The organism is Mesoterricola sp. JemC181 (assembly GCF_055384585.1).
On sequence record NZ_AP045076.1, the window covers coordinates 3,356,530 to 3,380,909 of the forward strand.

25 protein-coding genes are annotated in these 24,380 nt (G+C 70.8%); 19 read left to right on the forward strand and 6 right to left on the reverse strand.

What is annotated here, in order from left to right; translation table 11 throughout:
- Nucleotides 1-241: 241 nt before the first annotated feature.
- The 3 genes from ACZ5MC_RS14750 (at nucleotide 242) to ACZ5MC_RS14760 (ending at nucleotide 2,919) form a co-directional block, all read left to right on the forward strand.
- On the forward strand, nucleotides 242-1,516 hold the full coding sequence (locus tag ACZ5MC_RS14750; protein WP_464516148.1) for an amidohydrolase: 1,275 nt from the start codon (nucleotides 242-244) through the stop codon (nucleotides 1,514-1,516).
- A gap of 78 nt (nucleotides 1,517-1,594) precedes the next feature.
- The gene (locus tag ACZ5MC_RS14755; protein WP_306601267.1) at nucleotides 1,595-1,918 is read left to right on the forward strand and encodes a PadR family transcriptional regulator; all 324 of its coding nucleotides are present in this window, start codon (nucleotides 1,595-1,597) and stop codon (nucleotides 1,916-1,918) included.
- Between the two features lie 11 nt (nucleotides 1,919-1,929).
- A complete protein-coding gene (locus ACZ5MC_RS14760; RefSeq protein WP_306601268.1) occupies nucleotides 1,930-2,919 on the forward strand; it encodes a hypothetical protein in 990 nt (329 codons plus the stop codon).
- Here ACZ5MC_RS14760 and ACZ5MC_RS14765 read toward each other — a convergent pair.
- Nucleotides 2,888-3,349 (reverse strand): hypothetical protein, encoded by a 462-nt coding sequence (locus ACZ5MC_RS14765; RefSeq protein WP_306601269.1) that lies wholly within the window; start codon nucleotides 3,347-3,349, stop codon nucleotides 2,888-2,890. The two genes, ACZ5MC_RS14760 and ACZ5MC_RS14765, sit on opposite strands and share 32 nt — an antisense overlap.
- 26 nt (nucleotides 3,350-3,375) lie before the next feature.
- On the opposite strand from ACZ5MC_RS14765, the gene bshC reads away from it, so the two are divergent.
- The 10 genes from bshC to bla all read left to right on the forward strand — a co-directional run bounded on the left by bshC (nucleotide 3,376) and on the right by bla (nucleotide 14,445).
- Nucleotides 3,376-4,560: a bacillithiol biosynthesis protein BshC gene (gene bshC / locus ACZ5MC_RS14770; RefSeq protein WP_464516149.1), complete on the forward strand. Its 1,185-nt coding sequence runs from the start codon at nucleotides 3,376-3,378 to the stop codon at nucleotides 4,558-4,560.
- On the forward strand, nucleotides 4,557-5,264 hold the full coding sequence (gene bshB1, locus ACZ5MC_RS14775; RefSeq protein ID WP_464516150.1) for a bacillithiol biosynthesis deacetylase BshB1: 708 nt from the start codon (nucleotides 4,557-4,559) through the stop codon (nucleotides 5,262-5,264). The genes bshC and bshB1 overlap by 4 nt, the downstream gene beginning before the upstream one ends.
- The gene (gene tilS / locus ACZ5MC_RS14780) at nucleotides 5,261-6,256 is read left to right on the forward strand and encodes a tRNA lysidine(34) synthetase TilS (protein WP_464516151.1); all 996 of its coding nucleotides are present in this window, start codon (nucleotides 5,261-5,263) and stop codon (nucleotides 6,254-6,256) included. Before bshB1 ends, tilS begins: the two co-directional genes overlap by 4 nt.
- A 97-nt stretch (nucleotides 6,257-6,353) precedes the next feature.
- Nucleotides 6,354-8,282 (forward strand): ATP-dependent zinc metalloprotease FtsH, encoded by a 1,929-nt coding sequence (gene ftsH / locus ACZ5MC_RS14785; protein WP_373432548.1) that lies wholly within the window; start codon nucleotides 6,354-6,356, stop codon nucleotides 8,280-8,282.
- Nucleotides 8,279-9,625, forward strand: a complete 1,347-nt coding sequence (folP, locus tag ACZ5MC_RS14790) for a dihydropteroate synthase (RefSeq protein ID WP_464516152.1) — start codon at nucleotides 8,279-8,281, stop codon at nucleotides 9,623-9,625. Before ftsH ends, folP begins: the two co-directional genes overlap by 4 nt.
- A 36-nt stretch (nucleotides 9,626-9,661) precedes the next feature.
- Complete coding sequence (locus ACZ5MC_RS14795) at nucleotides 9,662-10,975, forward strand: phosphohexomutase domain-containing protein (RefSeq protein ID WP_464516153.1); 1,314 nt, start codon at nucleotides 9,662-9,664, stop codon at nucleotides 10,973-10,975.
- A 55-nt stretch (nucleotides 10,976-11,030) separates the two neighbouring features.
- The gene (locus tag ACZ5MC_RS14800; protein WP_464516154.1) at nucleotides 11,031-11,759 is read left to right on the forward strand and encodes a pyridoxine 5'-phosphate synthase; all 729 of its coding nucleotides are present in this window, start codon (nucleotides 11,031-11,033) and stop codon (nucleotides 11,757-11,759) included.
- 40 nt (nucleotides 11,760-11,799) lie between these two features.
- Nucleotides 11,800-12,615 carry a DUF4388 domain-containing protein gene (locus ACZ5MC_RS14805; protein ID WP_306601276.1) on the forward strand — a complete coding sequence of 272 codons (816 nt, stop codon included), beginning with the start codon at nucleotides 11,800-11,802 and terminating at the stop codon, nucleotides 12,613-12,615.
- Between the two features lie 25 nt (nucleotides 12,616-12,640).
- Nucleotides 12,641-13,609, forward strand: a complete 969-nt coding sequence (locus ACZ5MC_RS14810) for a methyl-accepting chemotaxis protein (protein ID WP_306601277.1) — start codon at nucleotides 12,641-12,643, stop codon at nucleotides 13,607-13,609.
- On the forward strand, nucleotides 13,609-14,445 hold the full coding sequence (bla, locus tag ACZ5MC_RS14815; protein ID WP_464516155.1) for a class A beta-lactamase: 837 nt from the start codon (nucleotides 13,609-13,611) through the stop codon (nucleotides 14,443-14,445). The genes ACZ5MC_RS14810 and bla overlap by 1 nt, the downstream gene beginning before the upstream one ends.
- Nucleotides 14,446-14,633: 188 nt before the next feature.
- Here the strand turns inward: bla and ACZ5MC_RS14820 are convergent, their stop codons facing one another.
- Both ACZ5MC_RS14820 and ACZ5MC_RS14825 read right to left on the reverse strand, forming a co-directional pair.
- Complete coding sequence (locus ACZ5MC_RS14820; RefSeq protein WP_464516156.1) at nucleotides 14,634-15,857, reverse strand: BaiN/RdsA family NAD(P)/FAD-dependent oxidoreductase; 1,224 nt, start codon at nucleotides 15,855-15,857, stop codon at nucleotides 14,634-14,636.
- A complete protein-coding gene (locus tag ACZ5MC_RS14825) occupies nucleotides 15,854-17,143 on the reverse strand; it encodes a response regulator (RefSeq protein WP_464516157.1) in 1,290 nt (429 codons plus the stop codon). Before ACZ5MC_RS14825 ends, ACZ5MC_RS14820 begins: the two co-directional genes overlap by 4 nt.
- A 48-nt stretch (nucleotides 17,144-17,191) precedes the next feature.
- On the opposite strand from ACZ5MC_RS14825, the gene purE reads away from it, so the two are divergent.
- The 5 genes from purE to ACZ5MC_RS14850 all read left to right on the forward strand — a co-directional run bounded on the left by purE (nucleotide 17,192) and on the right by ACZ5MC_RS14850 (nucleotide 21,837).
- Nucleotides 17,192-17,689 (forward strand): 5-(carboxyamino)imidazole ribonucleotide mutase, encoded by a 498-nt coding sequence (gene purE / locus ACZ5MC_RS14830; RefSeq protein WP_306601281.1) that lies wholly within the window; start codon nucleotides 17,192-17,194, stop codon nucleotides 17,687-17,689.
- 15 nt (nucleotides 17,690-17,704) lie between these two features.
- On the forward strand, nucleotides 17,705-18,841 hold the full coding sequence (gene lipB / locus ACZ5MC_RS14835; RefSeq protein WP_306601282.1) for a lipoyl(octanoyl) transferase LipB: 1,137 nt from the start codon (nucleotides 17,705-17,707) through the stop codon (nucleotides 18,839-18,841).
- Nucleotides 18,842-19,025: 184 nt separating this feature from the next.
- Nucleotides 19,026-20,537, forward strand: coding sequence for a TolC family protein (locus tag ACZ5MC_RS14840; protein WP_306601283.1), 1,512 nt, complete (start codon nucleotides 19,026-19,028; stop codon nucleotides 20,535-20,537).
- A 72-nt stretch (nucleotides 20,538-20,609) separates the two neighbouring features.
- A complete protein-coding gene (locus tag ACZ5MC_RS14845) occupies nucleotides 20,610-21,458 on the forward strand; it encodes a lysostaphin resistance A-like protein (RefSeq protein WP_464516158.1) in 849 nt (282 codons plus the stop codon).
- 19 nt (nucleotides 21,459-21,477) lie between these two features.
- The gene (locus ACZ5MC_RS14850) at nucleotides 21,478-21,837 is read left to right on the forward strand and encodes a nuclear transport factor 2 family protein (RefSeq protein ID WP_306601285.1); all 360 of its coding nucleotides are present in this window, start codon (nucleotides 21,478-21,480) and stop codon (nucleotides 21,835-21,837) included.
- On the opposite strand, the gene ACZ5MC_RS14855 is transcribed toward ACZ5MC_RS14850, so the two are convergent.
- From ACZ5MC_RS14855 to ACZ5MC_RS14865, 3 genes are all read right to left on the reverse strand, one after another.
- Nucleotides 21,821-22,549, reverse strand: coding sequence for an NAD(P)H-dependent oxidoreductase (locus ACZ5MC_RS14855; RefSeq protein WP_306601286.1), 729 nt, complete (start codon nucleotides 22,547-22,549; stop codon nucleotides 21,821-21,823). The two genes, ACZ5MC_RS14850 and ACZ5MC_RS14855, sit on opposite strands and share 17 nt — an antisense overlap.
- 17 nt (nucleotides 22,550-22,566) lie before the next feature.
- Nucleotides 22,567-22,755, reverse strand: coding sequence for a hypothetical protein (locus ACZ5MC_RS14860; protein WP_464516159.1), 189 nt, complete (start codon nucleotides 22,753-22,755; stop codon nucleotides 22,567-22,569).
- A gap of 75 nt (nucleotides 22,756-22,830) precedes the next feature.
- Nucleotides 22,831-23,367: a nucleotidyltransferase family protein gene (locus tag ACZ5MC_RS14865; protein ID WP_464516160.1), complete on the reverse strand. Its 537-nt coding sequence runs from the start codon at nucleotides 23,365-23,367 to the stop codon at nucleotides 22,831-22,833.
- Nucleotides 23,368-23,450: 83 nt separating this feature from the next.
- Here ACZ5MC_RS14865 and ACZ5MC_RS14870 point away from each other — a divergent pair, with 83 nt between their 5' ends.
- Nucleotides 23,451-24,299: a Cif family virulence factor gene (locus ACZ5MC_RS14870; protein WP_306601289.1), complete on the forward strand. Its 849-nt coding sequence runs from the start codon at nucleotides 23,451-23,453 to the stop codon at nucleotides 24,297-24,299.
- The last annotated feature ends 81 nt before the right edge of the window (nucleotides 24,300-24,380 follow it).

The window sequence follows — 24,380 nt, forward strand, 5'->3', positions numbered from 1 at the left end:
CCTCGAAGTGCAAGAGCATGACCCGCCCTTTCAGGAACGGAGATCCGCCATTCGCCCCATGGGACGCGACAGCCAATCGCTTTTGGATAAAGGTCTAATTAGGAATGTTCTAAGGTTCTTGCCGACGCGGAGTCAATCTAGGCCTCGGGTTCGCGCATGTCAACCCTCGCCCGACGACCGGCCGGGGGGAGGTATGCTGGTCCCAGGCCCTTCCAAAAACCGCGGACCCCCTGGAGTTCCCATGCTCATCCACCCCCGGCTTCTTCCGGCCCTCGCCTGGACCGTTCTCGCCTCCGCCCAGACGGTCCCGCCGGTCCGGGCGGACCTCGAGGGGATGCTGCCCCGGCTGGAGACCCTCTACCAGGATCTGCACCGCCATCCCGAGCTGTCCGGCCACGAGACCCGCACCGCGGCGCGCATGGGCGAACTCCTCCGGCAGGAGGGCTACGAGGTCGCGGCGGTGGGCGGCGGGGTCGTGGGCGTCCTGCGCAACGGCACGGGCCCCGTGGTGCTGCTGCGCACGGAGCTGGACGCGCTGCCGGTGGTGGAGAATACGGGCCTCCCCTACGCCAGCGAGGCCAAGGGCGTCATGCACGCCTGCGGCCACGACGCGCACATGGCGGTGTGGGCGGGCACGGCGTCGCTCCTGGCCCGGCACCGGGACCAGTGGCGGGGCACGGTCCTGATGGTGGGCCAGCCTTCGGAGGAGCTCGGCGAGGGCGCCAAGGCGATGCTCAGGGACGGCCTCCTGGCCCGGTTCCCCAGGCCGTCCTTCGCCATCGCCCTGCACGACTCGCCGGACCTGCCCACGGGCAGTGTGGGCTATGTGGCCGGCTACACCATGGCCGCGGTGAATTCCGGATCCCTGACCCTCTACGGCCGGGGCGGCCACGGCGCCAGGCCCGAGGCCGCGGTCGACCCCGTCGTCCTGGCGGCCCGCACCGTCCTGGCCCTGCAGACCCTGGTCTCGCGGGAGAAGGATCCCCTGGAGCCCGCGGTGCTCACCGTGGGCGCCATCAACGGCGGCACCAAGACCAACGTCATCCCCGACGAGGTCACCCTGCTCATGACGGTGCGGAGCTACGACCCGAAGGTGCAGGCCCGGCTCCTGGCGGGCATCGCGCGGGTGGCCAAGGGCGAGGCCCTGGCCGCCGGCGCCCCCCGCGAACCCCTGCTGGACCTGGGCGAGACCATGCCCGCCACCTGGAACGACCCCGACTTCACCCGCAGGCTCGCGGCCCGGCTCGCGGCGGAACTGGGCCCGGACGCCGTCGCACCGGGCCGGCCCGACATGGTCTCCGAGGACTTCGGGGAATTCGGGAAGGCCGCCGGGATCCCCTCGGCCCTGCTCCGCTTCGGCACGGTGGACCCGGCCCGCTTCAAGGCCGCGAAGGAGGCGGGCACGCCCCTGCCTTCCCTGCACTCGGCCGGGTTCGCCCCCGCCATGCCGGGAACCCTGCGCACGGGCGTCCTGGCGCTGACGTTCTCCGCCCTGGAGGCCCTCGGGAAACCCTGAAGCCGCAAGGGGGTTGACAGACCATACTGTGTGACACACACTATGTGTCGAACGGCATATGCCGCACAGTGTGAGGCCATGAACCCAGACGTCTTCGAAAACCTGCGGCTCGAATTGCGCCGGGGCAGCCTCGTGCTGGCGGTCCTGGCGGAACTCCGCTCGGAGCGCTACGGCTACACGCTCCGCAAGTCCCTGGCCGACCACGGCCTGGAACTGGACGAAAGCACCCTCTACCCCCTCCTGCGCCGCCTGGAGACCCAGGGTCTCCTCCTCAGCGAGTGGCGGGAGGAGGAAAAACGCAACAAGCGCTTCTACCGCCTCTCCCCCGAGGGCGCGGCCACGCTGGCCCTGCTCATCGAGGAATGGCGCGGCATCGGCCTATCCCTTGAGCAGATCCTCTGAGGAGCATGGACATGGACTTGATCGAACGCTACGTGCAGGCCGTGCGGTTCTGGCTGCCCCGGGCCAGCCAGCAGGACATCGCCGCCGAACTGGCCGAGGACCTCCGCTGCCGGAAGGAGGACCGCGAAGCGGCGCTGGGGCGTCCCCTGGACGAGGCCGAGACGGCCGCGCTGCTGGCGAAGGTGGGCAACCCCCTCCAGGTGGCCGGCCAGTACCTGCAGGAGAAGCCCCTGCTGGACCCCGCCCTCTCCATGCTCTACCGGTTCGTGGTGAAGGTCGTCCTCGTATGGATCCTCCTGCCGCTCCACGCCGTCATCGCGGTGCCCTCGGCCTTCCTGTCGGCCCACCCCCTGGCTTCCATGGCGGAGGCCCTGGGTTCCTTCGCGTTCTCGGCCCTGTTCGCCCTGGGCTGCATAACGCTCGTATTCATCCTGGTGGGCGGCAAGGATTCCGCGCGGGCATGGGACCCCCTGAAGCTCCCGCCCCTGCTCAAGCAGGGCCCGAAGCCCGTCCCCAGGTCCGGGTCCTTCGCCGAGGTCGTCTTCGGGCTGCTCTTCGCGGCGTGGTGGGTGGAGGGCTTCCGGCGCCTGCCCATCGCCTGGTCCTCGCGCATGGGCGCGGTGCATGCGGCCGGCCCCCTCTGGACCGGGCTCCACGCCCAGCTGTTCTGGCCGGTGCTGGCGCTCACGCTCTCGGGCGTCGCGGTGGGGGCCCTGTGCCTGGCCAAGCCCCACCTGGTGAAGATACGGCTCATCTACGGCATCCTGGCCGACGCCTTCTCCGCGGGCCTCTGCCTGATGGCCATCCAGGAGCGCCGGCCTGAGATCGCCCGGGCCCTGGGCGCCCTGCGGGACCTGGGGCACACCCGGGACCTGGCCGGGGCCGCGGACGGCATCGTGGCCACGATCCTGATCATCATCGCGGTGGCCTCCACGATCTCCTGCCTCACCCGGGTCGGCCGGCTGGCGCTCACCGCAGGGTCCACCCCCGGACGGAGCTGATCCGCTCCAGGACCTGGGCCACCAGCTCCCCGGGGGCCTCCCCCCGCGTGCGCACCCGCACCCGGCCGGGGCCCAGGACCCTCGCCACGTGGACGGAGGCCCCGCCGTCAAAGGCGGGGTGCCGGGCCAGGGGTCCGGCCAGGGCCTCCAGGTCCAGATCCTCCAGCCACCTTTCCGGCAGCCCCGGGGGCCGGGCGCCCGGAACCAGGGCCCCCACCTCCCGGGGCTGCACCAGGATCAGGTGGTGCCCGCCCTGGACGCCGTGCCAGGCGAGAAAGGGGGGCAGGTCCCCGAAGGCGATGCCCCCTTTGCGGAATTCCGGCCAGGAATCCAGCCGCGCGAGGCCGGCCTCGTCGGCCGCCTCCATGGCCAGGCGGGCCAGGTCGGGCCCGGGGGGAGGCAGCCAGGGTTCAAGGAAAATTCCGTCCATGGGCCTATTATAGATAGGCTTGAGTCATGGAACCGTCCCCCTGTCCCCGCGTCGCCACCGGCCAGCAGATCGGTGCTGGTTGGACCCCCGCCCTTTCGGTAGTGAAGGCCCTTGCCGCGCTGGCCGAGGCCCGCAGGCTCGGCGGTGAGGCCGTCTACTGGCTGGCCGACGAGGACCATGACCGCCTGGAAGTGGCCACCACGGTCGGCTTCCAGGAGGACCGCATCCTCCCCCACCGCTTCCGGTTCGCGGCGCCCGACAACACCGCCGCAGGCTGGCTGCCCTGGACGGGGGAGCACCAGCTGGAGGCCGAAAGGCTCTGGGGCGAGGTGCCCCTGCCCGGGGAGCCGACGCTGAGGGGCCACGCCCTGGCCCTGGGCGCGCCTCTCTGGAAGCGCGGCCTGCGGCCCTTCTCCCCCACGGACCCGGCCCTGCGCCAGCCCATCCAGGAGGAACTGGAACGCTGGCGGAGCCTGGACCTGGAACAGGACCTGGTGCGCCAGGCGGGGCTGCTGGACGCCGGGGGCGTGCGCTACGGCCTGGACCCCCGCCAGCAGTCGGCCTGGTTCTCCCTGGATCCCCGCACCGGCAGGCGCATGCGCCTGGAGCCCGGCGAGCCCTGCCCGCGGGGGCGGTGGCTGAGTCCGGGGGCGGCGCTGCGCCCCCTCATGCAGTCGCTCCTCCTGCCGGGCCTGGCGGCCGTGGTCCTGGGCCCCGGGGAGAGGGCCTACTGGCGCCTCACGGAGCCCTGCTGGGAGCGGGTGGGCCTCGTGAAGCCCCGCATCATCAGCCGGCCCTCGGTGTTCCTGGTGCCGCGGGGCGCCGCCCTGAACGCGGAACTGCTCGAGCCCCTCCGGAAGGGGCGCTGGGAGGACTTCCCCGGCGCCGCGGACGGGGCCGCCCCGCCCAGCACGGCCCTCATCGCGAACCCCGACCCGGGCTGGGATGCGGCCACCTCCGGCCGGTTCGCCCAGGAGGTGGCCCGCGCCCGCCACCGGCTGGGGCGCCTGGACAGGCGCCTCCGGCGCAACCAGGCCGGCGCGGCCCTGGGCATGGATCCCGAGCGCCTGCGCCAGCGCCTCTTTCCGCTGGGCAGGCCCCAGGAGCGGGTCCTTCCCGGGCTCCTGTGGCTGCGTCAGGATGATCTTCTGGACCGCATGCTGGCCGCCCTCGGCGAAGCCGGCCCGGTGGTCCTGCTGGAGGAGCCATGAACGCGCTCGATCTGCTCGTAGTGGGCGCCCACCCCGACGACGGGGAAGTGCACGTGGGCGGCATCCTGGCCCTTGCGGCCCGCAGGGGGCTGTCGGCGGCCATCCTCGACCTCACCGCGGGGGAGCTGGGCACGCGCGGCGATGCGGCCACCCGCCACGCGGAAGCCATGGAGGCCGCGCGCATCCTGGGCGTGCGGCGCATCATCATGGACCTCCCCGACGCGCGGTTCGAGGAGACGGAGCCCCACCGCATCCAGGTCATGAAGATGCTCCGCTCCCTGCGCCCGACGGTGCTGATCCTGCCCGACCCCGACGACCGCCACCCCGACCACCGCCGCGCCTTCCGCCTGGTGAAGGAGGCCGCCTACTACTCGGGCCTGCGCAACTATCCCTGCCCCGGCGAGCCCTGGCGCCCGGCCGCACTGGCCTGGGTGGGCGGCGAGAACCCGGGCCGCCCCGACCTGGTGGTGGACGTGTCGGCCGTGTGGGAGCAGCGCATGGCCGCCTTCGACGCCTTCGGCAGCCAGTTCACGGCCGACCCTTCCCAGCCCCCGACGCGCATCTCCGACCCCGCCTTCCGGCGCGGCGTGGAAGGGCGGGCCATGCACTGGGGCTCCCTCATCCGGGTGGCCTGGGCCGAGGCGCTGTGGGCCGACAGCCCCGTGCCCCGGGAGCTCACCCAGCTCCTCGCCGGGCTCTCGTGAACAGGCAGGAGACAAAGTGGCTCGGCGAGGTGCTGGCCCGGGGCGACGGCGTACGGGACGGCAGGGTGCTCGTGGCCTGCTCCGGGGGCGGCGATTCCCTGGCCCTCCTGGCCTTCCTGTGGGCCGCACGCAAGTCCCTGGGGCTGGAGCTGGTGGTGGCCAACGCCGACCACGGGCTGCGCCCCGAGGCGCGCGAAGAGGCGGACCTGGTGCGGGGCCTATGCCGCTCCGCCGACCTGGACCTGGTGGAGGCCTCGCTCGACGTGCGGGCCCATGCCAAGGCCTCGGGCCAGGGCCTGGAGACCGCGGCCCGGGAGCTCCGCTGGAGCTGGCTGCGCGCCCAGGCCGCGAGCTGCTCGGCCATCGCCGTGGCCACCGGCCACACCCTGGACGACCACACCGAGACGGTCCTGGTGCGCCTGGCCCGGGGCGGAGGCGCGGGCTGCCTCACGCCGCTGCCGGCGCGCCAGGGCCCGCGCTGGTCGCCGCTGGTCCAGGCGCGCCGGTCCGACCTGCGGGCCTACCTCAAGGCCAAGGGCGTGACCTGGAAGGAGGACGCGAGCAACGCCGATCCCTTCACGCCCAGGAACCGCTGGCGCGCGCTCCTGGGGCCCATGCGCCAGGAAGCGCCCAGCCTGGACGCGCACCTCTGGGAGACCCACCTGCAGGTGGAGGAGCTCGCGGCCTTCAAGGACGCGCAGGTGGCGGGCTGGCGCGGCGCGCGCTGGGACGCGGGCCCCGGCGGGCTCCTGCTGGCCCGTGCCTGGGGAGGGCCGGAACTGCGCTGGGTCCTGGACGCGGCCTTCCTGGAGCTGGGCTGGCCGAGGGAGGCCGCCCTCCTGCGGGATCTGGCCGCCTGGATGCTGCCCCACCTGGCCAGGCGCCCCGGCGCCGCCAAGACCTGGGGCGGCTGGCGCCTTTCCGGAACGGGCGCGAGCCCGGCAAATACGGCCCAGGAAAGCTTATTTCCATGGACTTTGGAGCATTGTTGAGAACCTGGAGGCCCCCTGAGGCATCCAAAGTCAGGAACCGGTCGAGCCGATGCAGGTTAGACTGGATATCGGCGGGGAGTTCCCCCCTGGAGGCACCTTGAATTCCATGATGAAGAGCGCGCTGGTGTGGATCGGGATCATCGCCCTGGTCCTCCTGGCGTTAAAGCAGATCCCCACCAACACCCGCGTCAATGAGATCCCCTTCTCGACGTTCTACACCGAGGGGGTCGAGGGCAAATACCGCAGCGTCACGCTCACAGGCGTGGACATCGAGGGGACCTACAAGAACCCGGTCAAGTCCGCCAAGGGCGAGAGCATTGACAAGTTCAAGACCATCGCTCCCCCGATGCAGGACCTGGGCAAGGCCATCCTCGGCTGGAAGCAGGAAGGCCAGCTCGAGGAGTTCAAGGCCGCCAAGCCCAGCGAGAACAACTTCATGTACATGCTGGTTTTCTGGGGTCCGCTGCTGGTCTTCGTGGTGCTCTGGTTCGTCTTCATGCGCCAGGCCCAGATGGGCGGCAACAAGGCGCTGAGCTTCGGCAAGGCCCGGGCGCGCGGGCTCAACACCGCGGCGCGCCGCGTCACCTTCGCCGACGTGGCCGGATGCGACGAGGCCAAGGAGGAGCTGCAGGAGATCGTCGAGTTCCTGAAGGACCCCGCCAAGTTCGTGAAGCTGGGCGGCAAGATCCCCAAGGGCGTCCTGCTGATGGGCCCTCCGGGCACCGGCAAGACCCTCCTGGCCCGCGCCATCTCCGGCGAGGCCAAGGTGCAGTTCTTCTCCATCTCCGGTTCCGACTTCGTGGAGATGTTCGTGGGCGTGGGCGCCTCGCGCGTCCGCGACCTCTTCGAGCAGGGCAAGAAGAACGCCCCCTGCATCATCTTCATCGACGAGATCGACGCCGTGGGACGCCACCGGGGCGCGGGCCTGGGCGGCGGCCACGACGAGCGCGAACAGACCCTGAACCAGCTCCTGGTGGAGATGGACGGCTTCGAGGGCAACGAGGGCGTCATCCTCATCGCCGCCACCAACCGCCCCGACGTGCTCGACCCCGCCCTGCTCCGCCCCGGCCGCTTCGACCGCCGCGTGGTGGTGGACCGCCCCGACCTCAAGGGCCGCTTCGAGATCCTCAAGGTGCACACTGCCGACAAGATCCCCCTCAGCCCCGACGTGGACCTGGAGGTCATCGCCCGCGGGACCCCGGGCTTCGCCGGCGCCGACCTGGCCAACCTCTGCAACGAGGCCGCCCTGTATGCGGCCCGCACCAGCAAGAAGTGGGTCGAGATGATCGACTTCGAGCAGGCCAAGGACAAGGTCTTCATGGGCTCCGAACGGAAGTCCATGGTCATGAGCGACGAGGACAAGCGCGACACCGCCTACCATGAGGCGGGCCACGCCGTCGTCGCCGCGACCATCCCCAACGCCGATCCCGTGCACAAGGTCACCATCATCCCCCGGGGCCGCGCCCTGGGCGTCACCTGGCAGCTGCCCGAACGGGACCGCTACTCCTCCACCCGGGAGCGCATGGAAGGCGAGATCGCCATCCTCATGGGCGGCCGCGTGGCCGAGGAGGCCTTCTTCGACCGGCTCTCCACCGGCGCCGCCAACGACATCGAGCGCGCCACCCAGATCGCCCGCCGCATGGTGTGCGACTACGGCATGAGCGAGAAGCTCGGGCCGCTGAGCTTCGGCCAGGGCGAGCACGAGATCTTCCTGGGCCGGGACTTCAGCCAGCGCAGGGACTTCTCCGAGGACACCGCGCGCCTCATCGATTCCGAGGTGCACGCCATCGTCATGCGCAACTTCGAACGGGCCAAGACCATCATCCGCGAGAAGCGCGAGATCCTGGTGGGCCTGGCCGAGGCCCTCCTGGTGCGCGAGACCCTGGACGCGGTCGACGTCACCCGCCTCATGAACGGCGAGGTCCTGCCTCCCAAGCCGCCCCCGTCCGCCTCCGAGTCCAGTTCCAGCAAGCCCATGGACAACCCGCCCGATCCGGGGCTCAAGCCCGCCCTCAGCCCGGCGTGACCTCCTGGCGGACCGCCGGCGGCGCCCTGGACCTTGAGGAGCCCCTCTGGCTGGGCATCCTCAACATCACTCCGGATTCCTTCAGCGACGGGGGCCGGTTCCTGGATCCCGCGAAGGCACTCGGCCAGGCCAGGAACCTCGTGGCGCAGGGCGCGCGGGCGCTGGATCTGGGCGCGGAGAGCACCCGTCCCGGCGCCGCCGCCGTTTCCGCCGACGAGGAGTGGGCGAGGCTGGAGCCCGTCCTCGCGCTGCTGCGTTCCGCCCTGCCCGAGGTGCCCCTGAGCCTCGACACCCGCCACGGCGAGGTCGCGGCGCGGGGCCTGCGCCTGGGCGTGGCCGTCATCAACGACGTGACGGGCTTCCAGGACCCCGGCCTCCTGCACGTCGCCCGCAACAGCGACTGCGGCCTCGTCGCCATGCGCAGCCGCCTCGAGGACGGCGCGCTGGCGATGCCGCCCTACGGCGGCCCCGGCAACGAATCCGCCACCGACGCCGTGTTCGAGCTGGGCGCCGTGAAGGAGCGCCTTCTCCAGGCCGGCATCGATCCCGGGCGCATCCTCCTGGACCCCGGCTTCGGCTTCGGCACCACCTTCGTGGAGGACCGGGCCCTTTGGGAGGCCCTGCCGGCCCTGCCCTCGGCCCTGGACTGGCCCGCGGCGAGGTTCTGCATCGGGATCTCCCGGAAGCGGTTCCTGGCCTGGCGCTCGGGAAGCCCCGGGCTCCCGCCCCTGGAGCGGGACGCCCTGGGCGCCCGCGCCCACCACGAGGCCGGGCTCCTGGGGTACCGGGTCTTCCGCACCCACGCGGTGACCCTGCCGGTGATCCGGAGGGCGCTGCCGGAGGACGCGGCGGCCCTGGCCCGGGTCCAGGTGGACGCGTGGAGGGCCACCTACCCCGGCATCCTGCCCGAATCCCTCCTGGCGGGCCTGTCGGTCGAGTCCAGCGCCGCCGCCTTCGCCGAATCCCTGGCCGCCCCCAGGCCGCGCTGGGCCATGTGGGCCCTGGAAACCCGCGGCGCCCTGGCGGGCTTCGCCGTGGCGGGGCCCTGCCGGGACCGGGAATCGGACACGGCGGGGGAGATCCACGCCATCTACCTGGTGCGGGAGGCCTGGAGCCAGGGCCTCGGCTCCGCGCTCATGGCCCGGGCCCTCGAGGGCCTCCGGGAGGAGGGCTTCCGGGAGGCCGTGCTCTGGGTCATGGAACGCAACGCCAGGGGACGCAGGTTCTACGACCGGAACGGCTGGGAGCTCACCCCGGCCCGGCGCACCGAGTGGCAGGACGGAATCGCGCTCCGCCAGGTGCAATACAGGCTAGCCCTGGCACCGGAAGGCTCCGGGTTGTAGAATTCCTGGACAGTTTGAAATTCCTAAAGGACGACCATGGCTCTGAATTATTTCGGCACGGACGGGGTTCGCGGCAAGGCCTTCGAGTCCCCCTTGACCCTGGACGAGACGGCCCGCTGGGGGGCCGCATGGGCCCAGGTGGCCCTGGCCCGCGGCATCGGGGAGATGGTGATCGGCTGGGACCCCCGGCTCAGCTCGGAGCCCCTGGCCGAGGCCTTCGTCTCCGGCCTCGGGGGGCGCCTGCGCCTGTGCGTCCTGGGCCTCGTGCCCACGCCCGCGGTGGCCTACGCCGCCCTGCTCCGCCCCGGCGCCTGGGGCCTCATGATCTCGGCCAGCCACAATCCCCCCGAGGACAACGGCATCAAGGGGTTCGACGGCCTGGGCGAGAAGCTCGCCGAGGAGGACGAGGCCGCCGTCGAGGCCGCCTTCGAGGCCCTCGGCCCCATGAAGGCCGGGCCCGCGGCCCTGCCGCTGGAGACGGCCCTTCCGCTGCAGTACATCCGCCAGCTGGAGCCCCTGGACCTGCCCGGCGGATTCTCCATGGTGGTGGACTGCGCCCACGGCTCCACCGCGCCCTGGGCCCCCCACGTCTTCCGGGGCGGGACGGTCCACTGGATGGGCGTGCCCGCCGACGGCGCGCGCATCAACGTCGGCGTGGGCTCCACCCACCTGGACGGCCTCGCCGCCCAGGTCCGGGAGCGCGGCGCCGCCCTCGGCATCGCCTTCGACGGCGACGGCGACCGGTGCCTGATGGTCGATCCCCGGGGCGAACTGGTGGACGGGGACCAGCTCCTGTGGCTCCTGGCCCAGGACCTTTCGGCGCGAGGCGAGACCATCCCGGGCGTCGTGGGCACCCTCATGAGCAACGCCGGCCTGGAGGAGGCCCTCGCGGGGCTCGCCATCCCCTTCGTGCGCACCCAGGTGGGCGACAAGTTCATGCTCCGGGAACTGGGCAGGCTCCAGTGGGACCTGGCCGCCGAGGCCTCCGGCCACGTCATCCAGAAGCACGTCGGGCCCAGCGGCGACGGCCTGGCCACGGCGCTTGCGGCCCTGCGGGCCCTCCTCCGGCGGCCGGAAGGGGACCGCTGGTCCTGGCGCTTCCAGGCCTGGCCCCTGCGCCTCGTGAACATCCTGGCCCGGGACCGCCGGCCCGTGGAGGCGTGTCCGCGCCTGACCTCGGCCATGGCCGCGCTCCAGGCGGACCACGGCGAGGACCTCCGCGTCGTCGTGCGCTGGTCGGGCACCGAGCCCAAGCTCCGCCTCATGGTGGAGGCGCGGAGCTCCGCCCTGATGGAGGAGGCCCTCCGGACCCTGGAAATCGCGGCCCGGGCGGACCTCGCCCTGGCCTGATTCTGCTAGGCTGGAAGCCTGACCTTGCCCTGACAACTTCCGCCTGGAGTCCGAATTGCCCGTACGCCTTGGTGTCAACATCGATCACGTGGCGACCATCCGCCAGGCCCGGGGCGGTCACGAGCCCGAACCCGTCGCGGCGGCCCTCATGGCCCAGAGCGCAGGCGCCCACGGCATCACCGTCCACCTCCGCGCCGACCGCAGGCACATCCAGGAACGGGACGTCAAGGTCCTGAAGGACGTGCTGGCCGTGCCCCTCAACGTCGAGTGCGCCGCCACCTCCGAGGCCATGGAGGCGGTGGTTCCCATCAAGCCCGCGTGGGTCACCCTCGTGCCCGAGACCCGCGAGGAGCTCACCACGCAGGGCGGCCTGGACGCGCTCTTCCTCCACGCCCACCTCCGCCAGATCATCCGCGAGCTGCACGCCTCCGAGATCCGCGTGAGCCTGTTCATCGACCCCCAGCAGGAGCAGGTGAAGATGGCCGCCAAGCTGGAGGCCGAGGCGGTGGAGTTCAACACCGGCGTCTACGCCGACGTCACCCCCGGCGCCGATCCGGTCCCCGAGCTGAACAGGTTGCGCGAGGCCTCGCGCCTGGCCTCCAAGCTCGGCCTGAAGGTCCTGGCGGGGCACGGGCTCAGCCTCTTCAACGTCGGCCCCGTGGCCGCGATCCCGGAGCTCGAGGAGCTCAACATCGGGCACTCCATCATCGGCCGGGCCCTCCTCGTGGGCCTGGACAAGGCGGTCCGCGAGATGATCTCGACCATCAACGAAGGCGGTCAATGAAAAGGAACCGGGGCATCTCCAGGCGGCGGGAGGGCGACTGATGTCCACCCTCCGCGGCAACCTGCAGAGCATCTCCCTGATGGACGTGGTCCAGCTCCTGAACGTGAACCGCAAGACCGGCAAGCTCCTCGTCAACCAGGCCAAGCTCTCCGGGGTCCTCTACGTCCTCAACGGCGACGTGGTCCACGCGGAGATCGGCGGCACCCTCGGGGAATCCGGCGCCTTCGAGATCCTGGAGTGGGACCGGGGCGAATTCGAGTTCGTCTCCACCAAGTTCAAGGCGCCCACCACCATCCGGCGCTCCGTGCCGGACCTGCTCATGGAGGCCGCCCGCACCGCGGATTCCCGCAAGCACCTGCGCGGCATCTTCCCCAGCCTCCAGGTGGTGCCCTGGCCCCGCCTCCAGGAACCGGCCCTCACCCAGGGCCTGCGCATCTTCCAGGAGGACCGGAGGTGCCTGCCCTTCCTGGACGGGTACCGCACCTTCCTGGAGGTCATCGCGGCCACCGGCCTGAGCGAGGTGAGCGTGCTCCAGGCCTGCGCGCAGCTCAAGGAGGCCCACCGCCTCACGATCCTCGAGCCCGACGCCGTCCTCAAGGCCTCGGCCCTCAAGGGCACCCTCTTCCGGAAGGCCGAGCACGTGGAGCTGTCCAGGGCCGCCGAAGCCCGCTGGCAGGGCATGGGGCCCTACGGCCAGGTGACGAGCGTGCGCCTCGTCTGGCCCGACGGCGTCTCCGTGGAACCCGTGCGCTTCAACAAGGCCATGGACGACCACACCGTTGGTATTCCGAAGGAACTTATGCAATCGTGGGGACTAACCGAAGGAACGTCCATAACCGTCCGTCCCGCCCCTTGACCCGGACCTCTCACAGGGATATCCCATGGAAAACCAGGAAGCCCTCACCCCCACCGAGCCCAGCGAGCAGAACGGCCTGGAGGAGATCCACCCGGAAGGCCTCCTGAAGGAGTTCCGCGAGCGGGGCGAGGCCCTGGACCACCGCCTCGACGCCCTCCTGGACCTGGTGCAGGCCATCCGCACCGAGATCCACCAGGAGAGCCAGACCGAGCTCCAGCGCCTGGCCCGCGCCGCCGAGGACATGACCAACGGCAAGATCTTCCAGCAGATCGACATCCAGGCCAAGGGCGAGCTGGGGGCCCTGGTGGCCAGCATCAACTCCACCCTGATGAACCTCCAGCAGCTGGACAGCTCCGTGAAGCAGCAGAGCACCCAGGTGCCCGAACTGGCGGCCCAGCTGGACGCCATCACCGCCGACACCGAGAAGGCCACCCAGAACGTCATGAACCGCCTCGACGTGCTCATGGCCGCCAGCGACCAGGCCCAGTCCTCGGTCAAGGCCGCCGTGAAGGCCCTGCTGGCCACCCAGGAGGCCCAGGCGAAGTTCCACGCCCAGATGGACACCTACCTGGAGAAGGCCAGCCAGGGCGCCGATCCCGCGCAGCTGGCCCAGGAGATCCTGGAGTTCCTCTTCGAGCACCAGATGAATCCCCCGCCCCCGCCCGCGGACATGGAGGCCTGCCTGGCCCCCCTCACCACGGTCGCCGACGAGGCCTTCGAGATCCTGAACACCCTCCAGTTCCAGGACATCACGCGGCAGAAGGTGGAGAAGGTGGTGCTGCTCCTCAAGCAGTTCAAGGACGGCCTCAACCGCCTCCTGGCCATCTTCAACATCGAAGGCGCCCTGGTGGGCGGCGCCCCCAGGGAGGAGGCGATCTTCGACAACCGGGTCATCGCCACCCAGGAGCACATCTTCGACGCCACCCTGGAAGCCGACGACAAGAAGGAATCCGTGGACGACATCATCGCCCAGTTCAAGAAGGCCAAGGGCTAGTGCGCATCTGGGCCCTGGCGCTGCTGGGGACGGTCCTGGCGGCCCAGTCCCCCCAGCTCCGCTCCCTGGAGCGCAGGAGCCGGGGCCGCCTCGGCGTGTGCGTCCTCGACGCCGGCGGCGCGAAGATCCTGGAATACCGTTCCAGGGAACGCTTCCCCATGTGCAGCACCTTCAAGGTCCTCCTGGCCGCCGCCGTGCTGGCCAAGGCGGACGCGGGCCAGGCCGCCCTGGACCGGTTGCTGCCCTACGGCGAAAAGGACCTCCTGGACTACGCCCCCGTCACCCGGGCCCGGGCCGCCGAAGGCGCCCTGCCCCTGGAGGACCTCTGCGCCGCCAGCGTCCAGGTCAGCGACAACACCGCCGCCAACCTGCTCCTGGAGGCCCTCGGCGGCCCCGGCGCCGTCACCCTCTTCGCCCGGAAGCTGGGCGACCCCACGACCCGCCTGGACCGCAAGGAACCCGAACTCAACGACGTCCCCCCGGGCGACCCGCGCGACACCACCACCCCGGAGGCCATGGCGCGCACCCTGCGCGAGCTGCTGGCCGGTTCCACCCTCTCGGCCGCCTCCAAGGCCCGGCTGCAGGGTTGGATGGCCACCTCCACCACCGGCACCCACCGCCTGCGCGCCGGCTTTCCGCCCGCCTGGGACGTGGCGGACAAGACGGGTTCCGGATTCGAGAAATCAGGCACCGCCAACGACATCGCGCTCGTCGTCCCAAAGGGTGGCCGGGCGATGTACGTCACCGCCTACCTGACCGGCGCCAAGGTGAACGCCCAGTCCCGGGACGCCATCCTGGCCGAAGTGGGTCGCCTGGTGTCAAAATTACCCCGGTAATGAAAACGTCACGCAAAGGATGTCCGGCAACTTTTTTCTCGGCGAACCTCGGCCCATCGGCGGCCTCGGCGCTGCATTTCTTCCCCAAGCCTGCCGGCGCAATGGATTATTGCGTTGAAGAGGCTTGAAACAGAAGGCATCGCCGAGGTTCGCCGAGGAAGGAAACAAAAGCAGGCCTTGGCCTGCGTTCAACCGGGGCTCCCGGCCAGAAAGCCCGTGCTGAACGCCGCCTGGAGGTTGTAGCCCCCCACCGGCCCGTCCACGTCCAGCAGCTCCCCGCAGACCCGCAGGTTGTCCCACCCCTTGACCGCCATCGTCCTCGGATCCACCGCGGAAAGCAGGACGCCTCCCGCCGAGACCTCGCCCTTCTCCAGGTCCACCCGCCCCGGCTCCCCCAGCGGAAAGCCCTCCAACAGCGCCGCCAGATCCTTCCGCGCCGCCCGCGGCAGATCCTTCATCCGCTGATCCAGGCCGATGCCCCGTTCCGCCAGCGCCGGCGCGCACACGCGCTCCGGGAGCCAGCGGCCCAGCCAGGTCCGCACGGCGAGATGAGGATTGGCCTGCTGGAGCCCCACCAGGTCCCCGTCCACGTCCCCGGCGCCCAGGTCGTAGCCCAGCCACGCGGCCCCGGCCCTGCGGGCGGCTTCGGCCGGGCGGCTCAGCTCCAGGGCGGCGGGGCCGGAGATGCCGGTCCGGGTGAAGAGGATGTCGCCCCTGAACCGGTCCAGGACCTTGCCCCCCGGCCCCGCCTTGAGCACGAGCGCGCCTTCCCGCAGGGCGACGCCCTCCCATTCGGGCCGCGGGGTCCGCAGGGGGATGGGCGCCAGCGCGGGGAACCAGGGGCTCACGGGCACGCCCAGGGCCCCCAGGGCCGCCAGGAGCTCGCCCCGGGTGCCGGTCCTGGGATAGCTGGCGCCGCCTGTGGCGAGGATGAAGCGGTCCGCCCGGAGCCAGGTGCCGTCCTCCATCACCAGGGCCGTCAGGGCCGGCGCCTCCCCCTCCAGGGCCCGCACCCGGGCCCCCAGCCGCACCTGGACGCCGGCGCGGCGCACCACGGCCTCGAACGCGGCGGTGACCTTGGCGGCCGATCCCGGGCCGTCCACGGGGAACACGCGGCCGTTGTCCCGGGCCTGGGCGTGCACGCCCTCCCGGGCCAGGAGGTCCAGCACGTCCTGGTTGGTGAAGGCGTGCAGGGCCGGGCGCAGGAAGCGGGCCTGCGCCTTGGGGAAGGCCGCCAGCACCGCGGCCATGGGACCGTCGTGGGTGATGTTGCACTTTCCGCCGCCGCTGATGCGGATCTTCATGCCCAGGCGGTCGTTGGCCTCCAGGAGCGTGGTCTCGCAGCCCGCGGCGGCGGCGCGCCAGGCCGCGATCATGCCCGCGGCCCCGCCTCCGGCCACCAGGACCTTCAAAGGATCGCCGTGGAGCCCTGGCCCTTCTGCAGGACCTGGGCGAGACCGCGCAGGACGGTGCCGGCGGAGGCGCCGGGGGGCACCGGGAGCCCGGCCAGGGTCCCGGTGAAGCCGCTCTTGTACAGGGCCTGGATGCGCTCCTCCAGCCCCTTGGCGTCGGTGCCGGGCAGGAGCAGCACGAAGGTGCGGTCCGCCACCCTGCAGAGGGCCTCGCCCTGCCTCAGGCCGGCGCTCAGGAACCGGGCGCTTCGGACCATGTGCTCCTTGGCCTCGAGCCACCCCGCGACCTGCTGGTAGCAGCCCGCGCCCAGCAGGGACAGGGGCTGGTGGGCCTTGGCCAGCCAGCCCTGCACGAGGGTGAGGTGGGCCTCCAGGAAGGCCTCCGAATAGGCGCCGGTGGGCGGGTCCACGAGCAGATCCCGCTCCAGCCCGATGCGGTCGGCGCTGCGGCCCGCCAGGAGGCGGCCCTCACGCAGCAGCACGTCCACGCGCACGCGCATCTCCGTGCCGTTGGTGGGCACGACGAGGTAGTCCATGGGGCCCGCGTCGCCCCCCACCTGCTTGCGCTCCATGGCCTCGCGGGAGCAGAGCATGAGGACCGGCAGGTCGCGGCTCTTGGCGAAATTCCGCAGGTGGCCCACGAAGTCGCCGGCGGCGCCGTCGGGCAGCTGGTGGTCGATGACCATGAGATCGGGCAGCCCCTGCCCCATGCTGTCCAGGCACGCGCGTAGCGAGTCGGCCCACAGCACGTCGTGGCCCTGGGTGCGGAGCTTGTCCACCACCCATTCCCGCAGGTCGATGTCGGCGATCACCGCCAGGATCCGGGCCTTGGGCTGCTCCTCCCAGCGCCAGGCGCGGTGCATGCCCTGGTTGGCCTTGAGCTCCTCCTGGAGGCTCTGGATCAGGAGGTGGCTGCGCACCCGGCTCCGCAGCTCCACGATGTTCAGCGGCTTGTTGAGGAAATCATCGGCGCCCGCTTCGAAGCTCCGCTCCTTGGCCTCCTGGCCCAGCGAGGTGAAGTGGATGACGGGGATGTGCTGCGTGGCGAGGCTGCCCTTGATGCGGCGGCACACCTCGAACCCGTCCAGGCCCGGCATGACGATGTCCAGCAGCACCAGGTCGGGCCGGTCCTCCTCGATGCGGGCCATGGCCTCCACCCCATCCTCGGCGAAGGCCAGCCGGCACCCGAGCCTCGAAAGCTGGGCTTCCAGATACCTGCGCACGATCGCATCATCATCCACGATGAGGATGGTGCGGAGGGGGATGTCCCCCAAAGAGATGTTCATTGGATCCATACCCCCATGATAATGGTTTTCCCTGGTCAAGGAGCGCCAATGCAATCAGCCAACCCCCTCGTGGGCATTCTCATGGGATCCAGGTCCGACTGGGAGACGATGAAGGAGACCGCGCGCACCCTGGCCGCGCTGGGCGTGGCCTTCGAGGCCCACGTCGCCTCCGCCCACCGGACCCCCGACAAGGTCATCGACTACGTCCTGGACGCCGAGGGCCGGGGGATCCGGGTCCTGGTGGCCGCCGCCGGCGGCGCCGCCCACCTCGCCGGCGTCTGCGCTGGCAAGACCCACCTGCCGGTGCTGGGCGTCCCCATGAAGGGGTGGGCCCTGGACGGCATGGATTCCCTCCTGTCGACCGTCCAGATGCCCGCGGGCATCCCGGTGGGCACGCTGGCCATCGGCAAGGCCGGGGCCACCAACGCCGCGCTGCTGGCGGCGGCCATCCTGGCCCTGGGGGACCCGGGCCTCCGGGAGCGCCTCCTGGCCTACCGGAGGGCCCAGACCGAGAAGGCCCTGGCCGACGACGATCTCTCCCTCTGATGTTAGTCTGAAGAGATGACAGGAATCGGTTTCACCCAATCCAGACCCGCGCAGTTCCGACGTCTGGGCCACGTGCTCTACGCCGCGGGGCTCCGCATGCAGAAGGCCATGGCCGAGTACGTCAAGGACGGCACCCGGCCCGACCAGATCCTCGTGCTCGAGCACAACCCCGTCTTCACCCTGGGCCGCAACGCCACCCGCCAGGACATCCACGTGACCGACGCCTTCCTGGAGGAACGCGGCGTGGAGGTCTTCGAGACCGACCGCGGCGGCCAGGTGACGTACCACGGCCCGGGCCAGGTCGTGGTCTACCCCATCTGCAACCTCAAGGGGGGCCGCGAGGACGTGGGGCGGCTCGTGCGGGGCCTGGAGGAGGCCATGATCCGGTGCGCCGCCGATTTCGGCGTCAAGGCCGACCGGCTCCAGGGCTTCCCCGGCGTGTGGGTCGAGACCCCCAGGGGCCTGGAGAAGCTGGGGGCCCTGGGCATCCACCTCAACCGCTGGATCGCCACCCACGGCATCGCGTTCAACGTCGCCCCTGACCTGGCCCATTTCCGCTGGATCACGCCCTGCGGCATCACCGACAAGGGCGTGTGCTCCCTGGCCTCGCTTCTGGGGGACGCCGCCCCCACCTGGGACCAGGCCGCCGACAGCCTCCAGGCCCACATGGCCGCGACCCTGGGCCTGGACGTGCAGCCCGCGCCGGCCCCCAGCCGCAGCGTCTCCGCCCTCACCTGGCGCCGGAGCCCCGCCGGGGTGGAGATCCTGGTCATGCTGCGCAACCCCGACCAGGGCCTCTGGTGGTCCAGCGTCACCGGCATGATCGAGCCGGGGGAGGCCCCCGAGGCCACCGCCCACCGCGAGCTGCTGGAGGAGACGGGCCTCACGGGCACCCTCACCGACATGGCCTTCACCCACAGCTTCTGGATGGACCCCTCCATCCTGGGCCTCCCCTCCGGCCCCCCCCGGTTCAACCGGGAGATCTGCTTCCACATGGAAGTGGAGCCCGGCGCGCAGGTGCGGCTGGCCCTGGACGAGCACAGCGAATACCGCTGGTGCGGGTTCCAGGAGGCCCACGACCTCATGATGTGGGAGGGCTCCAAGGCCGCCCTCCGCCGCCTCCGCAAGCAACTCGGGGCGCCGGTTCCCTAAACCTTTTCCCGTCGGCCCCCTCCATTCCTACGGGGACCCGGCCTATTTCAACACCCGGTGAAATACCCCTTGCCCTTGGCCTCCCGGCCGTTCATGCTCAGATAGGGTTGCGGCTAAACCCGCTCTATTCTTGTTCGTATGCCGATTGATCGAGTTTCATCCATTTGACACCTAAGGAGTGGTGATGGTTCGTGCCTCCATGGTCCCCGTCTTCGCAATGTGCTACAGCCTGGTGGCCCAGACCCCGGCTCCCGAAGGGAAGCACCTCAGCCTCCAGGAGGCCATCCAGATCTCCCTGCAGAACAACCTGCAGGTGGACATCGCCCGGCAGGCCCGCGAGCAGACCCAGTCCGGCTACCTGACCAGCCAGGGCGTCTTCGACTGGAACCTCTCGGGACAGGCCCAGTCCTCCCGCATCGACACCGCCTCCAATTCGCCCCTGTTCAAGGGCTCCTCCACGGCGGTGGCCTCCCAGTACACCTCCTACGGCCGCAGCCTGACCGTGGACGTGGGCAAGGCCTTCGTGTGGGGCGGCAGCGTCAAGTTCGAGTACGCCCCGGTCTACAGCTACTACCGCGGGCTGACCCTGGGCACGCCCGACGTCCCCTCCAGCAATTCCTACCCCTACACCGGCGCCCTTTCCGCGACCTACAGCCAGAACCTCCTGGCGGGCTTCGGCCGGGAAGTCACCACCGCCCCCATGGTCGTGGCCCAGAAGAACGCCCAGGCCGCGGACTACACGTTCCAGCTGGCCATCATCAACCTCGTCGCCAGCACCGAGGGCCAGTACTGGGATCTCGTCTACGCCGAGCGCTACCTGGCCAACAAGAAGGTGTCCCTCGAGCTGGCCCAGAAGCAGCTCAAGGAGAACACGATCCGCATGCAGGTGGGCACCATGGCGCCCATCGACGTGACCAGCGCCGAGGCCCAGGTGGCCCAGGCCGAGCAGGACATCATCGCCGCCGAGGCCTCGCTCGCCAACGCCAAGGACGCCCTCATCCGCTCGCTCTATCCCAACGCCGAGCGTCCCACCTCCCTGGACAGCACCGATTCCCCCACCCTCGCCCACACGCAGCTCGACGAGGCCGCCGCGGTGAAGATGGCCCTCGAGCGCCGCGTGGAGCTGAAGGCCGCCCGCATCGGCAAGGAAGTGGCCCAGCTCAACGCCAGGGTCGCCGAGAACAAGACCCTGCCCACGCTCTCCGCCTTCGGCACCTACACCGGCAACTCCAACAACTACGATTCGCTGAGTCCCGTCAACAAGGACCTGACCGGCGCCAAGTATCCCGGCTACACCGTCGGCCTCCAGTTCTCCATGCCCATCCAGAACCGCGCCGCCAAGGGCAACCTGTCCGCCGCCCGCGCCAGCCTTCGCAGCAGCGAGCTGAGCCTGCGGGACCAGGAGCTGAGCATCACCCTCCAGGTCCGCACCGCCGTGCGCAACGTCGAGGCCGCCGAGAAGGGCGTGAAGGCCGCGGAAAAGACCCGCTACTACCAGCAGAAGAACCTCGAGGCCGAGCAGAAGAAGTTCGAGAACGGCATGAGCACCAACTTCGTCGTCCTGCAGGTCATGACCAACCTCGACAACGCCAAGAGCGCCGAGCTGCAGGCCCAGATCAACTACGCCAAGGTCGTCACGGCCCTGGAGCAGGCCGTGGGCAACCTCATGCAGGCCCGGAACCTCACCATCAAGTAGTCCGTCACGACGCAGGTCCGGGGCGGGAACGCGGGGAACCGCGCTCCCGCCCTTTTTCCAGAGGAGCCGGCCTTGAGGCGGATCTTTTTCGACGAGCGCGGCAGCCTGCGCAACGGATGGTGGATCCTCATCTACCTCGCACTCCTGATCGTGGCGTCGGTGGTCCTCGGGACCGGGGCCCGGTTCCTGAAGCGCCTCGGGGTCGGCCGGGCCTGGTTCGAGCCCATCCCCTTCCTGGTCACCCTCGCCGCGGCCTGGGCCGTCACCCGGCGCCGCCGGGAGCGCCTGGCCGACCTGGGCTGGCGCCTGGACCGGCGGTGGCTGGCGGAACTGGCCTGGGGCACCGCGCTGGGCGTGGTCCTCATCGCCGCGGCCGCGGGGCTCACCTGGGCCGCCGGCGGCGTGCGCTTCGAGCTGGATCCCCACCGCGCCTTCCGGGTCCTGGGCTACGGCTTCTATTCCTTCCTCCTGGTCGCCCTCTTCGAGGAGAGCCTCTTCCGGGGCTTCTGCTTCCAGCGGATGGTGGACGGCCTGGGGCCCTGGGGCGCCCAGCTGGTGCTGGCCGCCCTCTTCGCGCTGGCCCACTGGGGCAACCAGGGCATGCACGGGAGCGCGCGCGTCTGGGGCACCCTCAACATCGCCATGGCCGCCGTCCTCCTGGGCCTGGCCTACCTGCGCACCCGCAGCCTCGCCCTGCCCGTGGGGATCCACCTGGGCTGGAACTGGGCCCAGGGCAGCGTCTTCGGCTTCAGCGTCAGCGGCACCGGCGCGTCCAGGGGATGGCTCCACCCCGTGCTCCAGGCGCGCCCCGAATGGGTGACCGGCGGCGCATTCGGCCTGGAGGCCAGCGTCTCCGGCGTGCTGGTGCTGGCCGCGGCCATCGCCCTGCTCTGGGCCTGGCGCCGGGAACCGGCTGTATAATCCCGGAAGGAGACATCCCATGCGTCCCAAGGAACTCGTCATGGCCTGGGCGAAGGCCTTCAACCGCGCCGACCCCGACGGCCTGGCCGCGTTCTACGCCGAGGACGCCGTGAACCACCAGGTCGCCGAGGCCCCCGTGGAGGGCCGGGAGGCCATCCGCAGGATGTTCGCCGAGGGCTTCCGGGCCGCCGAGATGATCTGCATCGTGGAGAACATCTTCGAGGACGGCGAGTGGGCCATCCTGGAGTGGCGCGATCCGCTCGGGCTGAGGGGGTGCGGGTTCTTCCGCGTGGTGGAGGACAGGATCGTGTTCCAGCGGGGGTACTGGGACAAGCTGTCGTTCCTGCGCATGCACGGGATGCCTATTCCCCGGAGCTGACCTGCCGGTATTCCGCCTTCAGCTGCATGCCTTCGTCGTAGTGCGCCAGGGGATGGAACGGGATGGGCTCCAGCGTGTCCAGCGCCGCCAGGTGCCGGCGCCAGCGCTCCAGTTCGGCCAGGCGCCCGGTGTCGGTGAGACGGGCCGGGCCCCACACCACGAAGGGCGGAAGCACCTCCAGGCCGCAGAAGTAGAGGATTCCGTGCTGGATGGGGAAGAGGATCCGGTCCATGGCCCCGTTGAGGCCGAACTCTGAATAGGCGCCTTCGGGGCCGCCGGTGGTGATGGAGAGCATCGCCCTGCGCCCCTTCAGGCCGCCCTCGTCGTACCGCATGCCCCCGCCGTAGGCGAAGCCCATGGCCATCACCCGGTCCACCCAGCCCTTGAGGATGGCGGGCATGGAGAACCACCACAGGGGAAACTGGAGGATCACCAGATCCGCGGCCAGCAGCTTCTGCTGCTCGGCGACGATGTCGGGGGCGAGGGTGCCCAGTTCCAGGGCCGCCTTCTCCTCGAGCTGCCGCTTGAGGTAGTGCTTGTCCCGGCGCTCCAGGAAATCCTCGCCGTCAGCCACGGCCTTGAACCCCATGCGGTAGAGGTCGGACACGGTCACGGTGTGGCCCAGCGCCTGGAGGGCGTCCTGGGTCACACGGGTCATGGACCCGTTGAAGGAATGCGGCTCTTCATGGGCATGGACGACGAGTGCGTGCATCGCGCCTCCTGGGGCCTTCACCTCATTGGGTTCGTGGGTGAAGTATGGCCCAGGGGAACCTGGAAGGCATAGGTGATTCCCGCCTGCCACCGGGTGGTGGCGGAATCCAGGATCGTGGAGGCGGCCTCCACCCCGGCCCTGAACTGCAGCCGCCGCGTCAGCCGCACCAGGAGGCCCCCCTGCAGGCCGAGGGTCGCCGGACGCATGGGGGACCTCCGGACCCTCAGGATCGGTCCGGCCATCCGCACGAGCAACCGGCAACGAGGGGCCTCATGGCATCGTCAGAGGTCCCCGGGTTCGTCCACGTCCCACGCCCCCTCGGGAAAAGGGACCTCCACCACGTCGTCCCCCTGGAGCAGGCCCCGGGCGCCCGTGTCGCCTGCGAGGGCCAGGAGCTGGGGAAAGGCCCGGGCCGGAAGGATCGCGGGGATGCCCCGGACGCCCCCGTAGGCGCAGGCCACGGGCGCTCCGCGCCACCGGGCCAGGAGCCTCCCCACCAGGTCGGCGTCCACCGCCGGCTGGTCGCACACCAGGAAGAGGGCCCCCTCGGCCCCCTCGCCCAGGGCCCGCACCCCCTCGCGGATGGAGCTGGCCATGCCCTCCTCCCAGCCCGGGTTGTGGACCACCCGCACGGCAAGGCCCCGCAGCTCCCCTTCGATCTCCTCTGCGCGGCAGCCGGTCACCACCACCACCGGGCCGCAGGCGCCCGCGGCGGCCACGGCCCGGCGGAGCAGGGACTCCCCCTGGTAGCGCTCCAGCTGCTTGGGCCGGCCCAGCCTCCGGGAGGCGCCTGCGGCAAGGATGACGGCGGGTAGCATGGGCGGGCCCCGGGGAAAGTTGTAACCAACAGGATAGGGCCTTGGCGGTATCATCCACTTACCGAACTTTTGTGGAGTTTTTGATGCTGCTTCTGCCCCTCACCTTCGTCCTAGCCTCAGCCGTGGCCCAGACCGGGCCGGCCCTCACGCCCGCAGCGCAAAGCCTTGTGGCGGCGGAATACGCCTTCACGGACCAGTCCGCCAAGGACGGCATCCGGGCCGCCTTCATGGGCGCCTTCCACAAGGACGGGCTGGTCTTCATCCCCCGGGCCGTCAACGGCCTGGCCTACTACGGCACCCAGCTGGAGATGGGCGCCTCCCTCCTGTGGTTCCCCATCCGCGTCGAGACCTCCGCCGCCGGCGACCTGGGCTATTCCACGGGCCCCTACACCTTCAGGAGCTCCAAGGACGCCCCGGACGCCTCCTACGGCTGGTTCGTGAGCATCTGGCAGCGGGACGCCGGCTCCCCCTGGAAGGTCCGCCTGGACATCGGCGTCTCCACCCCCGATCCCAGCGAACTGCCCGCCCCGGCCGCCCTGCCCCGCAGCACCGCCGCCCTGCCTGCCGCTCCCTCCGTCAGCCCCACCGCTTCAAGCGAGCTCACCGCCCTGGACACCGCCTTCGGGGAGGAGGCCGCCAAGAACATCCAGAACGCCTACAAGGCCCGCGTCGACGCCAACGTCCGCCTCTACCGCAAGGGCCGCTTCCCCCTCGAGGGCGCCGGCAGCCTGCAGCGCTACCTGGACCCCTATGCCGTGACCTTCCAGCCCACCGAGGCCGTCATCTCCGGCGGCGGCGACCTGGGATACTCCCGCGGCACCCTGACCCGCAAGGACCCCTCCGGCCCCCAGACCTCCAACTACGTCCACATCTGGAAGAAGGCCGCCGGCGGCTGGAAACTGGCCGTGGAAGTGGAAGTCCCCGCCAAGTAGCCTGAACCAAACGCGTTGGAAAGAGGCCGGCTTGCCGGCCTCTTTTCCGTATTGGCACGGCCGTCGCACCCTCCTGCCGCT